This is a genomic window from Sinorhizobium prairiense (assembly GCF_029201645.2).
Lineage (GTDB): Bacteria > Pseudomonadota > Alphaproteobacteria > Rhizobiales > Rhizobiaceae > Sinorhizobium > Sinorhizobium meliloti_A.
In genome coordinates this window covers 1,876,840-1,889,202 of the sequence record NZ_CP104131.1, presented here as the reverse complement: position 1 = coordinate 1,889,202, position 12,363 = coordinate 1,876,840, and the positions used below count along the sequence as shown (strand labels likewise).

The 12,363-nt window shown below is 63.2% G+C and carries 13 protein-coding genes; 3 read left to right on the top strand and 10 right to left on the bottom strand.

The features are described 5' to 3' along the window. Positions 1–576 (bottom strand): polysaccharide biosynthesis/export family protein, encoded by a 576-nt coding sequence (locus tag N0Q91_RS11785; RefSeq protein WP_018094818.1) that lies wholly within the window; start codon positions 574–576, stop codon positions 1–3. Positions 577–784: 208 nt separating this feature from the next. Between N0Q91_RS11785 and N0Q91_RS11780 the strand changes: the two genes are divergently transcribed. Next, a complete protein-coding gene (locus tag N0Q91_RS11780; protein WP_275596475.1) occupies positions 785–2,923 on the top strand; it encodes a GumC family protein in 2,139 nt (712 codons plus the stop codon). Between the two features lie 2 nt (positions 2,924–2,925). On the opposite strand, the gene N0Q91_RS11775 is transcribed toward N0Q91_RS11780, so the two are convergent. The 3 genes from N0Q91_RS11775 to N0Q91_RS11765 form a co-directional block, all read right to left on the bottom strand. Further along, positions 2,926–4,173 carry a GNAT family N-acetyltransferase gene (locus tag N0Q91_RS11775; protein ID WP_275596474.1) on the bottom strand — a complete coding sequence of 416 codons (1,248 nt, stop codon included), beginning with the start codon at positions 4,171–4,173 and terminating at the stop codon, positions 2,926–2,928. A 157-nt stretch (positions 4,174–4,330) separates the two neighbouring features. Continuing rightward, the gene (locus N0Q91_RS11770) at positions 4,331–5,071 is read right to left on the bottom strand and encodes a metallophosphoesterase family protein (RefSeq protein ID WP_275596473.1); all 741 of its coding nucleotides are present in this window, start codon (positions 5,069–5,071) and stop codon (positions 4,331–4,333) included. A gap of 11 nt (positions 5,072–5,082) precedes the next feature. Beyond that, a complete protein-coding gene (locus N0Q91_RS11765) occupies positions 5,083–5,295 on the bottom strand; it encodes a DUF2842 domain-containing protein (protein ID WP_003529239.1) in 213 nt (70 codons plus the stop codon). A 174-nt stretch (positions 5,296–5,469) separates the two neighbouring features. Here N0Q91_RS11765 and N0Q91_RS11760 point away from each other — a divergent pair, with 174 nt between their 5' ends. Further along, the gene (locus N0Q91_RS11760; protein ID WP_275596472.1) at positions 5,470–6,576 is read left to right on the top strand and encodes a COX15/CtaA family protein; all 1,107 of its coding nucleotides are present in this window, start codon (positions 5,470–5,472) and stop codon (positions 6,574–6,576) included. Between the two features lie 70 nt (positions 6,577–6,646). Here N0Q91_RS11760 and argC read toward each other — a convergent pair whose 3' ends face one another. The 5 genes from argC to N0Q91_RS11735 all read right to left on the bottom strand — a co-directional run bounded on the left by argC (position 6,647) and on the right by N0Q91_RS11735 (position 10,366). Then, positions 6,647–7,579, bottom strand: a complete 933-nt coding sequence (gene argC, locus N0Q91_RS11755; protein WP_275596471.1) for an N-acetyl-gamma-glutamyl-phosphate reductase — start codon at positions 7,577–7,579, stop codon at positions 6,647–6,649. A 93-nt stretch (positions 7,580–7,672) separates the two neighbouring features. After that, on the bottom strand, positions 7,673–8,629 hold the full coding sequence (gene speB / locus N0Q91_RS11750) for an agmatinase (protein ID WP_275596470.1): 957 nt from the start codon (positions 8,627–8,629) through the stop codon (positions 7,673–7,675). 152 nt (positions 8,630–8,781) lie between these two features. Next, positions 8,782–9,249, bottom strand: coding sequence for a 30S ribosomal protein S9 (gene rpsI, locus N0Q91_RS11745; RefSeq protein WP_003529231.1), 468 nt, complete (start codon positions 9,247–9,249; stop codon positions 8,782–8,784). A gap of 2 nt (positions 9,250–9,251) precedes the next feature. Beyond that, positions 9,252–9,716 carry a 50S ribosomal protein L13 gene (gene rplM / locus N0Q91_RS11740; protein ID WP_018094825.1) on the bottom strand — a complete coding sequence of 155 codons (465 nt, stop codon included), beginning with the start codon at positions 9,714–9,716 and terminating at the stop codon, positions 9,252–9,254. 218 nt (positions 9,717–9,934) lie between these two features. Beyond that, the gene (locus N0Q91_RS11735) at positions 9,935–10,366 is read right to left on the bottom strand and encodes a PaaI family thioesterase (RefSeq protein WP_275596469.1); all 432 of its coding nucleotides are present in this window, start codon (positions 10,364–10,366) and stop codon (positions 9,935–9,937) included. A gap of 170 nt (positions 10,367–10,536) precedes the next feature. On the opposite strand from N0Q91_RS11735, the gene N0Q91_RS11730 reads away from it, so the two are divergent. Next, positions 10,537–11,358 (top strand): enoyl-CoA hydratase, encoded by an 822-nt coding sequence (locus N0Q91_RS11730; protein WP_275596468.1) that lies wholly within the window; start codon positions 10,537–10,539, stop codon positions 11,356–11,358. 80 nt (positions 11,359–11,438) lie between these two features. Here the strand turns inward: N0Q91_RS11730 and N0Q91_RS11725 are convergent, their stop codons facing one another. After that, positions 11,439–12,275, bottom strand: coding sequence for an EamA family transporter (locus tag N0Q91_RS11725; protein WP_018094828.1), 837 nt, complete (start codon positions 12,273–12,275; stop codon positions 11,439–11,441). Between the last annotated feature and the right edge of the window lie 88 nt (positions 12,276–12,363).

Below are 12,363 nucleotides of genomic sequence, written 5' to 3'. Positions count from 1 at the left end.
TCAGAACAGTCGTTCGCGTATATAGACGGTGTCGCCGGCGAGAACCGGGTCGGTTACCGGAACGCGTCCGGTGATGATGCGGCCGTTGATCTTGCGGGTGATGTCGGCGGTCGCCTGGTTGGCGCGTGGCGTGAAGCCGCCTGCGACGGCGATCGCATTCTGTACCGTCATCCCCGGAACGTAGGCGTATTGGCCGGCCTGTCCCACTTCGCCCATGATGAACACGGAGCGGTAGCGGTCGACCTCGATCGTGACGTCCGGATCCTTGAGGAAGCCCTGGCGGAGCTTCGCCGCGATCATCCCCTCCAGTTCCGGAAGCGTATGCCCGCGCGACGGAACGGCCCCGATCAGCGGGAAGGCGACATAGCCGGCCTGATCGACCGTGTAGCTGCCGCTGAGGCTTGCCTGTTCGAAGACGTTGATGCGCAGGCGATCGCCGCTGTCCAGCCGATAGGGCTGAACCGTGGCCTGGCTGAAGCCCTTGGGGGCGGGCTGGTAGTTCGTGCAACCGCCGACGAGCGCCGACAGGATCGCGACGGCGAAGACGCTTGTTCTCTTGTTGGCTGCGGTCGACATGCGGTCAGGGGCTCCGGAAACGATCACCGTTGGCCGATGTTATCGATCCGTTAGGGTTAATGGCCGGTAAATCCACCACGAGAATTTCCCGCATCGAATGCCCTTCTCGTCATGGCGCATGCCACCCTCTGGTTACAGCGGAAATTAACCCTTGGGTTACCATGTTCGTTTACCTTCCCGCCAAACGAGAAAGCTTTGGAGTGCAGGCATGTCGGGCATCGGCGGACAGCAGGATGTGGATATCGATCTCGGCGGGCTTTTTCGCGCCATCTGGCAACGCCGCGTGCGGGTGCTGCTCGCCACGGTCGGGGCCGCTGCCGTCGCCTTCGCGGCTGCCAAGATGGTCGATCCCGATTACGAGGGCGAAACGCGCGTTCTGATAGAGTCGCGTGAGCCCGAGTTCAGCGGCACCAATCAAGTTTCGCAGAATGGCTCCGACCGGATGTTTGACGAGTCGGGCATCCTCAGCCAGGTGCAGGTCCTGCGTTCGGCGGACCTTATCAAGCAGGTCGCGCGCAACATGAAGCTTCACGAACTCGACGAGTTCGATCCCTCGGCACGGCCTTCTGCCGCGTCCGATCTCCTGGTGATGCTGGGTCTGAAGAAGAATCCTCTCGATTTGCCGCCGGAAGAACGGGTGCTGAAGGAGTTCGAAGAGAAGCTGCAGGTCTATCAGGTCGAAAAATCGCGTGTGATCGCCATCGCCTTCACCTCGAAGGACCCGAAGCTCGCAGCCGCCATTCCGAACGAAATGGCCAATGTCTATCTTTCGTTGCAGAGCGGAGCCAAGCTCGACTCGAACTCCGAGGCGAGCCGCTGGCTTGAGCCGGAGATCGCCAACCTGCGCGAGAAGGTGCGCGAGGCGGAGGCGAAGGTCGCAGGTTACCGCGCCGAGTCTGGCCTGCTTCCGACCGGCGAGACGCAGAATTTTGCCACGCGCCAGCTTACCGACATTTCGACGGAGCTTGCACGGGTGCGGTCGGAGCGGGCGAACACGGCTGCACGCGCCGAGGGTATGCGGACGGCGCTCGCCGACGGCCGTCCGGCGGACACGCTTGCCGACATCGTCGGTTCGCCGATGATTCAGCGTCTCAAGGAGAACCGCGCCAACGTCCAGGCGCAGATCGCCGACCTGTCGACGACACTGCTCGACGGCCATCCGCGGTTGAAGGGGCTCAAATCCCAGCTCGAAGGGATCGAGGGGCAGATCCGGTCGGAGACGCGGAAGATTCTTGCGAGCCTCGAAAATGAGGCGAAGGTCGGCCAACTGCGCGAGCAGCAGCTCGTTCAGCAAATGAACACGCTCAAGGCGCAATCGGCGCAGGCGGGCGAGGAGGAGGTCGGGCTCCGCGCGCTCGAGCGCGAGGCGACGGCGCAGCGCCAACTGCTCGAAACCTATCTTGCCCGATACCGCGAGGCGACGTCGCGTACCGTTGCGAACGCAACTCCGGCCGATGCACGCGTGATTTCGCGCGCCGTGGTCCCGACTGCCCAGAGCTTTCCGAAGGTGCTGCCGATCACGATCGCCGCTGCCTTTGCAAGCCTCCTGGTCAGTTGCGTCGTCGTCATGCTTGGCGAACTTTTCAGCGGCCGGGCGCTAAGGCCGGTCTCGCTCCCCGAAGCACCGGCCCCTGGTCAGCCCGCAGAAATGCCTTCAGTCGCTGGCGTGGTCGAAGAAATTCCCGCACCTGTCCTCGTCCCGGCGGAACCTGCGCCTGAGGAAAACGACGCCGATGGAAATGCGGCATCGAAGCACGATTTTTCGATCGAGTCGGTGGCCGAACATCTTCGTTCCAATGGCGTGCGGATTGCGGTCTCGGTATCCCCGGGCGGCGACGAGGGATCGACGGCCACCGTGATGCTGGCGCGCGTTCTGGCCGAGGACGAGCAGAAGGTCGTGCTGATCGACCTTTCCGGTTCGGCCTGTCCGACGCGGCTCATGGCACAATCGCAGGACCTTGCCGGGGTTACGAATCTGCTCATGGGCGAAGTCGCCTTCTCCGAGTCGATTCGCTCGGACAGGTTGTCCCAAGCACATATCATACCCCATGGCGACGCCGATCCTCATGCGGCGATGCGCGGCATCGACCGGCTGCAGATCATCATCGACGCGCTCGCCAACGCCTACGATCTCGTCCTGATCGAATGCGGGTCGGCCGATGCGGAGGCCGTCGCCAAGGTGGCACGGCACGAGGGCACCGAGATCATTCTGTCGGCACCGTCGATCAGCGACGACCAGATCGTCGAGATGCTGTTGAGTTTCGGGGAAGCCGGATATCGCGACGTCGTGCTGATGACCGGGAAGGGGCAGGACGGCCCCGATTTTCCCGACCGCCGCGCTGCATAACGTCACGGTTCATCCGCGCTTGCAGCCGATGTCTGCCGTCGCTGCCGCTGCCGTTGAACGAAGGCATAAAGCGTTTCGTTGGCCTTGACCAACCGTTTCGCCCCGGCGATTGCCCGGAAACCGCCGGCGGCCAGCCGACCGCGGAACGTGAGGGGCAGAACGATGTCGCGCAACGGGGTTTCCACCGTGCACCACGACCGCTTGTAAGGCTGGTCGCCGATGCCGAAGTCGAAGACGGCGACGCCTTCCGTGCAAAGGCGCTCGATCATTCTGTAGAACAGCAACTCGCCCGGGCTGGCGTCCGCGGCGATTTCCTCGTCGATCGAACCGAACTGGCAGATGACGTGGTCGCCCTTGCGTGAGAGACCGGCGACCGCGAGAATTCGGCCGGCATATTCGCCCCTCAGTCTTATCGCATTGAGTTCGAGGAGGGGCTCGGGCGCCCGGGCATCGATCAGCGCATGGAAAAAGGCGCGCGTCTCGGCATCACGAAAGGCATCCGGCAGGCCGAGTGTCTCGAAGCGGGCGGCTTTCTGGCGGAAGAAGGTCTCGAGCAGGGCGTGGGCCTCCTGCGTTTCGCGAGCGATCACATAATCATAGCCGCCGATCTCGGCGAGGCGCCTTTCGGATATGCGCATCTTCTTGCGCCGCCGCTTGGCATTGATCTGGGCGAGTGTGTGCTCGATCGTGCCGAGAAGCGGCAATTGGAACGATGCGTTCGGGTTCTCGATGCCGGCCAGAGCGGCGAGGGGGTGCGGCGCGCCGCGCCAGATCTGCGGCGTCCGGTCGAATACGATCACGTCCGCGAAACGGCGGAGCTGGCGACCGATGCCGCCGGTGAGCGCTGCCGTGAGCTCCGCAGCGGGCGCATTGTCGATGCCGGGGCCGAACAGGCCGGTGTTGAGATTGCTGTGCTCCGAGCCGATCAGGCGCGCCGCGCGGAAAAGCCGGCCGCGTTCGATCTCGAACGGGAGGAGAAAAAGCGGCTCCCTGCCAGCCGCGCCACGAACGATCAGCAGTTCGCTGCCATGCGTCTTTGTCCACGCCGCACACCAGTCGAAGCTCTGGTGCAGCGAATTGCCGCTGCTTCCGTCAAGAACGCGCCATTCCGCTTCGATCTCGTCCATGTCCGCGTGGACGGAGATGGTGATCCGGCCGGCACCGCTGCCTTCACGGGCGACGCTCCCGGCCGAAAGATACCGCCCGGCGCTGGCTTCCGGCGAAAGGGTGAAATCGGAACTTGCCATCATTGTCGATCCGCATGCGTGATGCAGCCATTGAAACGGGAATTCTGATAGATCTGATTAATCCGGCAGGCACGCGCGTGCCCGGCAGACAACAGGGTTAGGGGAATATGAAGCCGGAACAGGCGGCCGCTGGAAATGCAGGCAAGGCGGCCGGTAGAATTCAGTCGAGGAACCCGGTCGCGAGCGCCGTTGCCCATTCGGCGCGGCCGCGTTCGGCCGCGAGGAGCGACGCCGCCATGTGATCGTAGCCGACACAGCGGAAGGTGACGTTCCAGTCGCCGGATGCCATCTCGACGATGGCGTAGCGGGCATCCGGCGAACCGGTTTCGACCTTGTGCGCGACTGGCCGGTCGTCGCCATAGGCCGGGCATCCGACACTGCCCGGATTGACCAGGAGCCGCCCGCCCGAAAGCCGCAGGGCACGTTGAACATGCGTGTGGCCGCAGAGGATTACGGGGTGCTCGATGTCGTCGGCAAAGCGCTCGATCTCCGCGCGCCGCGCCATGTGAACGATGCCGTCGCCCGTCAGCGCTTCCATCCAATAGGCCTCGTCGCTCGTCGGCGTGCCATGGCAGAGAAAGAGAGCGTCCCGATAGACGAGGGTCGCCGGCAGAGCGGCCAGCCAGTCGAGGTGGCGCTCATCGAGTTCTTCATGGGCGGAGCGGTCGGACAATCCCATGCGGGCAGGGTCGAGCGTGAGAAGATAGCGGTCGTGATTGCCGCGTATCGCAGCGGTACGGCGGCGGATCAGGATCTCCGCTGTCCGCGCGGCATTCAGCGGGCCGCTCAGATGATCGCCAAGATTGACGATCTCGTCGATGCCCTGTGCGTCGATGTCGGCAAGCACGGCCTCGAGCGCGAGGTCGTTGCCGTGAACATCGGAAATCACCGCGATTCTCATGCCCGGAAACCTCAGTGATCGGCGGCGGGTTTTTCCATCCATTTGATGATCAGCATGGCGGGAAGGACCCACAGCAGGCCGGTGAAGAAGAAATAAAGCAGATGCACCCACCAGGGAGACGCGCCGAGCAGCAGGGAAGCGAAGGTAACGGCCGCAAGTGCGTAGACGACGACGAGGATGATGAGCAGGACGGTACCGATCAGTTTTCGGAGGCGTACGGGCATTTTTCGATCTTTCGGTGGCGGCAGCGTTGGCACTCGGGCGGCCCGCGACGGCATGCCGCAAAGGGTTCGGCCTTGTTTTGCACGGCACTCTGGTGCAAATCAACGGCTTTGAGACCGTCCTGACCGGCAATGCCGGCATAGCGGTACCGTTTCCGCGACAGATGAGGAAGTGCCATGGCCCACGCCGAATTGGCAACAGAACAGATGCTGCTCAAAGAGATCGGCAGAACCGAGCGCAACCGCCGGCAGATCCGCGGCTGGCTTGCCGCCGTTCTCTTCGCTCTGTTTGCGCTGGTGCTCGTCGGAGGGGCTACGCGACTGACCGAATCCGGCTTGTCGATCACCGAGTGGAAACCCGTCCACGGCGTCATACCGCCGCTCTCCGCGGAGGAATGGGAGGAGGAATTCCGCCTCTACCAGCGCATTCCGCAATATGAGCAGATCAACAAAGGCATGACGGTCGACGAGTTCAAGACCATCTTCTGGTGGGAGTGGGCGCACCGGCTGCTCGCGCGCGGCATCGGCGTGATCTTCGCTCTGCCGCTCTTCTTCTTCTGGATCACGGGGCGGATAGAGCGGCGTCTGCGGCTGCCGCTTCTCGGAATCCTGGCGCTCGGCGGTTTTCAGGGATTCATCGGCTGGTGGATGGTATCCTCCGGTCTGGCGGAGCGGACCGCAGTCAGCCAGTACCGGCTTGCCACGCATCTGACCATCGCCTGCCTGATCTTTGCCGCCTGCATGTGGATTTACCGGGGGCTGTGTCCGCATTCCGACGACGCGCATCCGACGAAAAGGTCGCAAGGCATGGCGGCGGCCATCGCGATCATGAGCCTCGTCCAGATCTATCTGGGCGCGATCGTCGCGGGTCTCGATGCGGGTCTGAGCTACAACACCTGGCCGCTGATGGACGGGGCGATCGTGCCGGGCGGTCTGTTCGTGCAGCAGCAGCCCGCCTGGATCAATCTCTTCGAAAATCCGAAGACGGTGCAGTTCGTACACCGTCTCGGCGCCTATCTGCTGTTCGCACTGGCGCTTTGGCACATGATCGCATCCCTCCGCGCCGCGCCGGAGACGACACATGCCCGCCGCTCGGTACTCCTGTTCGCGCTGGTGACGGTGCAGGCGGCAATCGGCATCACGACGTTGCTTCTGCAGGTACCGATCGGCTGGGGCGTATTGCATCAGGGCGGCGCCCTCGTCGTGCTCGGCTTCGCGATCGCCCATTGGCGCGGTTTCGTCGGCACCTATCCGACAGACACGGCGATAGAAATGCGCGACTGATTTGCCTGCGATCGAACGAACGAAAACCCCGGCAGGAACGCTGCCGGGGTTTTCGTCTCGACTCGCCGTGTCAGGCGGACAGCATCAGGTCCATGTTCTGGACGGCGGCGCCCGAGGCGCCCTTGCCGAGATTGTCGAGCAGCGCGACCAGATTGACATGCGCTCCACCCTGGGTACCGAAAACGAAAAGCTTCATGGCGTCGCTGCCGGCGAGCTCCGTCGCATCGATCCGGGCGAGCTTGGCGCTCTCCTCAAGCGGCACGACGTCAACGATCGACTGTCCCGCATAATGGTCGACGAGGGCCCGATGGATCGTTTCCAGCGTTGCACCGGCTGCCAGGTCCTCGAGATAAAGCGGCACCTGCACGATCATCCCCTGCGCGAACTTGCCGACGGAAGGGCTGAAGACCGGCGCGCGCTCGAGAAGCCCGTGCATCTTCATTTCCGGCACGTGCTTGTGCTTCAGCGTAAGCCCGTAGAGGAAATGCGGCGCGTCGATGTGGTCCGGATTCTTGTCGTCCTCCATCTGCGCGATCATCTGCTTGCCGCCGCCGGTATAGCCGGACACCGCATTGACGGTGACGGGATAGCCGTCCGGCAGGATGCCCGCCTGGCGCAGAGGGCGAATCAGGGCGATCGCTCCGGTCGGGTAGCAGCCGGGATTGGCGACATGGCGCGCGTCGCGGATCCGCTGGGGCTGCGCCTTGTCCATCTCGGCAAAGCCATAGGCCCAGTCGGGCGCGACGCGATGCGCCGTCGACGTATCAATGATGCGGACGCGATTGTTTCCGGCAACCATGGCAACGGCCTCCCGCGAGGCGTCGTCCGGCAGGCATAGGATGGCGATATCGGCGCTGTTCAGAAGATCCTCGCGCATCGCTGCATTGCGTCGCTCCGCTTCCGAAATGGACAGGAGTTCGAGATCCGTACGCCCGGCCATGCGCACACGGATCTGCAGGCCCGTCGTGCCGTGTTCGCCATCGATAAAGATCTTCGGTTTCATGATTTTCCTGCTCCTGCAGTCCGTTAGCGGCGTTTCCGGAATCAGTCTGGCATAGAATTGAATCAATTTCTTGGGCGCGCGCCGCCGCTTCGATCAGCCGCGCCTCTCCGCCAGCCACTCGGCACGCAGGCCCAGCATATACATGGCGATGGTCGAGCCAGCAATGGCGGTGAGGTCCGCGTGGTCGTAGGCAGGCGCCACCTCGACCACGTCGCTCCCGGCGATATGAAGCGCGCCGAGTTTGCGCAGGACCGACAGTATCTTTGCGCTTGACGGGCCGCCGGCCACGGGCGTGCCGGTGCCGGGCGCAAAGGCCGGGTCAAGGCAATCGATATCGAAGGTCAGATAGGCGGGGCGGCTGTCGACATGGCGGATAATGGTATCGGCGATCTCCTCGGCGCGCATCTCCTCGAGCTCGCCGCCGTAGACGATCCGAAGGCCGCAATCGTCCGGAGCATGCGTCCGGATGCCGATCTGGATCGAGCGTTCCACGTCGATCAGTCCCTCGCGTGCCGCGCGGCCGACGAAGGAGCCATGATCGATGCGGCCTTTCTCGTCCGGCCAGGTGTCCTGATGGGCGTCGAACTGGACGAGGGCGAGGGGTCCGTGCAGGGCTGCATGGGCCCTGAGGATCGGATAGGTGACGAAGTGGTCGCCGCCGAGGGTCAGCAGGTAGGCGCCGGACTTCAGGATTTTCGACGCCTCGCGCTCGATCGTCTGAGGAGTCTTCGCATGGTTGCCGTAGTCGAGCAGACAATCGCCGTAATCGATCGTCGCCATGTCGGCAAACAGGTCCCGCTGGAACGGATATTGCGGATCGTTGTCGAAGATCGCCGATGCGCGTCGGATCGCCTGTGGCCCGAAGCGCGCGCCGGGGCGATTCGACGTCGCCGCATCGAACGGGATTCCCCAGACGACCGCCTCCACACCCTTGAGCTCTTTGGTGTATTTCCGCCGCATGAAGGAAAGGATGCCGGCATGCGTCGGATCGGAGGCCGCCGCCGTCAGTGATTTTGCAGTGATCGCGTGGTCGATCGACTTGTTGGCCATGCTGTTCTCCCGACAGATGTGCGGGACGTTGGCCAATCGATTGGGGCAAGGCAAGAGCCCGGCGTCAAAAATCATGTGCACGGGGACGCTATGGATTCACATGAAAAAAGGCCGGGACGAGCCCGGCCTTCGAAAGTGCAGTCTGCCAGCGATTAGCGCTTGGAGAACTGGAACGAACGACGTGCCTTGGCACGACCGTACTTCTTGCGCTCGACCACGCGGCTGTCGCGGGTGAGGAAGCCGCCGCGCTTCAGAACGGGGCGCAGGCCCGGTTCGAAGTAGGTGAGGGCCTTGGAAATGCCGTGACGAACGGCACCGGCCTGGCCGGAAAGGCCGCCGCCGGCAACGGTCGCGTCGATGTCGAACTGGCCGTCACGGGCTGCCGCGACGACCGGCTGCTGCAGGATCATCTGCAGAACCGGACGGGCGAAGTAGTCCGAGAAAGGCTTGCCGTTGATGGTGATCTTGCCGGAACCGGCCTTGATCCAAACGCGGGCGACGGCGTCCTTGCGCTTGCCGGTCGCATAGGAGCGGCCCTGGGCGTCGACTTTCTTGACGTGAACCGGAGCAGCCGGTTCCGCGGTCGTGGCGATTTCCTTGAGAGCGGAAAGGTCAGCCATTATCAGGCGCTCCTTGTGTTCTTGCTGTTCAGCTTGGCGACGTCGAGGACGGCCGGCTGCTGTGCTTCATGCGGGTGGTTCGAGCCGGCGTAGACACGCAGGTTCTTCATCTGGCGACGGCCGAGCGGGCCGCGCGGAACCATGCGCTCGACGGCCTTCTCGATGACGCGCTCCGGGAAGCGACCTTCGATGATCTGGCGCGCGGTGCGCTCCTTGATGCCGCCGGGGTAACCGGTGTGCCAGTAGTACTTCTTGTCGGTGTACTTCTTGCCGGTGAGGACGGCCTTCTCTGCATTGATGACGATGACGTTGTCGCCGTCGTCGACATGCGGCGTGTAGGTGGCTTTATGCTTGCCGCGCAGGCGGTTTGCGATAAGGGAAGCGAGGCGACCGACAACGAGGCCTTCGGCGTCGATGATGATCCACTTCTTCTCCACCTCTGCAGGCTTCTGAACGAAGGTTGCCATATCTAAACTCTTTCGTTTGGACCCGGAACGAAGCCGGGCGTTTCTTGTTGCTTGCTTTGACCTCGATGAGGGCAAAAAAGAAGGCGGCCCAGTCGGACCGCGATCTGGGGCGCTTATAAGGAAGCTCGCCATCAAGGTCAAGACCGTCTTTCCGCGCGTCGTGAAAGAAGATGAAGCAAATTCAGATAGTTACGAGTGTGGTATTATTATACCACACTTCAACGGGGCGGAATCGAATAGGTCGCCGTCGCATGCGCGATCAAATCGGGACTTGCTACCGTCTTTATCGAGGCGTCGAGAACGGCCAGCCGTTTGCCGAGTTTGAGAATCCGGCAGGTACATTCGAGTGGTTCCGGTTCCGGCTTGCGCAGGAAGTTGATGTTGAGGCTGGTGGTGACGGCAAGCGCGACCGGACCGATATGCGCGATGAGCGCGATATAGGCCGACACGTCCGCCAGCGCGAAGAGCGTCGGGCCCGAGACCGTGCCGCCCGGACGGATGTGGCGCTCGTTCGGGTCGAGCCGCATCGTGGCGAAGCCCGGTCCGGTCTCGGTCACCGCGAAGGCCTTTCCGTCGGTGTGGACCTGCGGAAAATCGGTGTCGAGAAAGCGGTTGAGCTCCTCGACGGTCATGACCGGCTGCAGGGTCATCGCGTTCTCTCCCGTGTTACTTGCCTCGGTTGCACCCGTTACAAAACGTCCTGGAGCGCCGTGCAAGCGGGAAATTGGTCTTAGGCAGTCATAGGTCAGTCGGGAGCGCGGGGTTGAAAGAGCGGCGACGGCGGCGTACCACGACACGAACTTCGATATGGGAGAGAGCCATGGCGGACGTCGTTTCATTCAGGAAAGAAGAGTCGAACGGACCCTTGCTGCGCGAGTTCGATGGCCCGGTCCTTCGGCTTACCCTCAACAATCCCCCGGCAAATGTGCTTTCGATCGCCCTGATGGAAGCACTGCTGGCGGCGCTCGAAGAAGCGGCCGTCTCGAAGGAGATCAAGGTCGTCGTGATCGCGGCGACCGGGAAGCTCTTCTCCGCCGGCCACGATCTCAAGGAAATGACCTCGCACAGGGCCGACGCCGACGGTGGCCGGGCGTTCTTCGAGCGAACGATTCGCCTCGCAGCCGAAGTCATGCTGACGATCACCAGGCTGCCGCAGGCGGTCATCGCCGAAGTCGACGGCCTTGCGACCGCCGCCGGGTGCCAGTTGGTCGCCAGTTGCGACCTCGCGATCTGCACCGACACGTCGACCTTCTGCACCCCCGGCGTGAATATCGGTCTTTTCTGTTCTACGCCGATGGTCGCCCTGACGCGCGCCGCCCATCGCAAACAGGCGATGGAGATGCTTTTGACCGGTGAGACGATCGATGCCGGGACAGCGAAGGAGTTCGGTCTCGTCAACCGCATCGTCCCACAACAATATCTGCGCCAGGTCATCGACAAATATGCGTCGATCATTGCCTCGAAGTCGCCGCAGGCGCTGAAGATCGGCAAGGAGGCTTTCTACCGTCAGACGGAAATGCCGCTTGCCGACGCCTACGACTTCGCTGTCGGCGTGATGGTCGAGAACATGCTCGCCCGCGATGCCGAGGAAGGTATCGGTGCCTTTCTCGGCAAGCGCATGCCGGAATGGAAAGAGGAATAGTGCATGTCGCCCAAAAGTGTGCAGCGGTTCTGGGATAACGACATGCAGTAACGAGCGCGACGCGCTTTAGGTCCTGGGCCTCAGGCGAGCCTGAGGAGCAAGGCACCGAGCGCGATGATGCAGGCGGCGATGATGCGCCAGGCGCTGACGCGCTCTCCGAGGAACACGACGGAGATGACGACGGCGAACAGGATCGCCGTTTCGCGGAGGGCGGCGACGGTGGCGACCGGGGCTTTCGTCATCGCCCAGAGCGCAAGGCCATAGGAGCCGATCGATCCGGCGCCGCCGACAAGCCCGCGCCACCAGTGACGGCTCACATGCCGCGCGACCGGCTTGACGCCGCGCCGGGCGAAGGCCCAGCCGAAGAGCAGGACCGGCGGCAGCAATGCCATCCAGAGCGTGTAGGATATGGCATTGCCGGAAATGCGGGCGCCTATCCCGTCGACATAGGTATAGCTCGCGATCACGCAGGCATTGAGCAGTGCCAGAACGATGGCGTGCCTGCCGCCCTTGCGGGATTCGAAGGCGAGCGTGAGCACGCCCGCGGAGATCGTCATGATGCCGGCCATCGCGCCGCCGCTCAGTTTCTCGCCGATGACGAGGCTGCTCGTCGCCGCGACGAGAAGAGGAGCGACGCCGCGCATCAAGGGATAGACCAGCCCGATGTCGCCTGCGCGGTAAGCGGCTGCGACCAGCTGGAAATAGGCGAACTGGAAAAGTGCCGAAACCAGAATGTAGGGCACGGCCTCGGAACCGGGCATCGGGAGGAAGGGCAGGAAGGGGAGCGCCACGACCGCGCCGCCAAGCGACACCATGGCGGCGTCGAGCGATTTTTCCGTGCCGGCCTTGACGAGCGCGTTCCAGGTCGCGTGCAGCAGCGCTCCGAGAAGTACGAGCGCAATGACGTCCGGCGGCAAGATGAACCTCGGCGGGGTGATTGGGCGGGAAAGCCGGTTGTGGGCTCGCATTTGCCGAAATGCAACCGGAATTACAGATCGATCGCAA

Coding starts and splice junctions, on each gene's coding strand:
- N0Q91_RS11785 (WP_018094818.1), bottom strand. CDS start 576: ATGTCGACCGCAGCCAACAAGAGAACAAGCGTCTTCGCCGTCGCGATC.
- N0Q91_RS11780 (WP_275596475.1), top strand. CDS start 785: ATGTCGGGCATCGGCGGACAGCAGGATGTGGATATCGATCTCGGCGGG.
- N0Q91_RS11775 (WP_275596474.1), bottom strand. CDS start 4,173: ATGATGGCAAGTTCCGATTTCACCCTTTCGCCGGAAGCCAGCGCCGGG.
- N0Q91_RS11770 (WP_275596473.1), bottom strand. CDS start 5,071: ATGAGAATCGCGGTGATTTCCGATGTTCACGGCAACGACCTCGCGCTC.
- N0Q91_RS11765 (WP_003529239.1), bottom strand. CDS start 5,295: ATGCCCGTACGCCTCCGAAAACTGATCGGTACCGTCCTGCTCATCATC.
- N0Q91_RS11760 (WP_275596472.1), top strand. CDS start 5,470: ATGGCCCACGCCGAATTGGCAACAGAACAGATGCTGCTCAAAGAGATC.
- argC (WP_275596471.1), bottom strand. CDS start 7,579: ATGAAACCGAAGATCTTTATCGATGGCGAACACGGCACGACGGGCCTG.
- speB (WP_275596470.1), bottom strand. CDS start 8,629: ATGGCCAACAAGTCGATCGACCACGCGATCACTGCAAAATCACTGACG.
- rpsI (WP_003529231.1), bottom strand. CDS start 9,249: ATGGCTGACCTTTCCGCTCTCAAGGAAATCGCCACGACCGCGGAACCG.
- rplM (WP_018094825.1), bottom strand. CDS start 9,716: ATGGCAACCTTCGTTCAGAAGCCTGCAGAGGTGGAGAAGAAGTGGATC.
- N0Q91_RS11735 (WP_275596469.1), bottom strand. CDS start 10,366: ATGACCCTGCAGCCGGTCATGACCGTCGAGGAGCTCAACCGCTTTCTC.
- N0Q91_RS11730 (WP_275596468.1), top strand. CDS start 10,537: ATGGCGGACGTCGTTTCATTCAGGAAAGAAGAGTCGAACGGACCCTTG.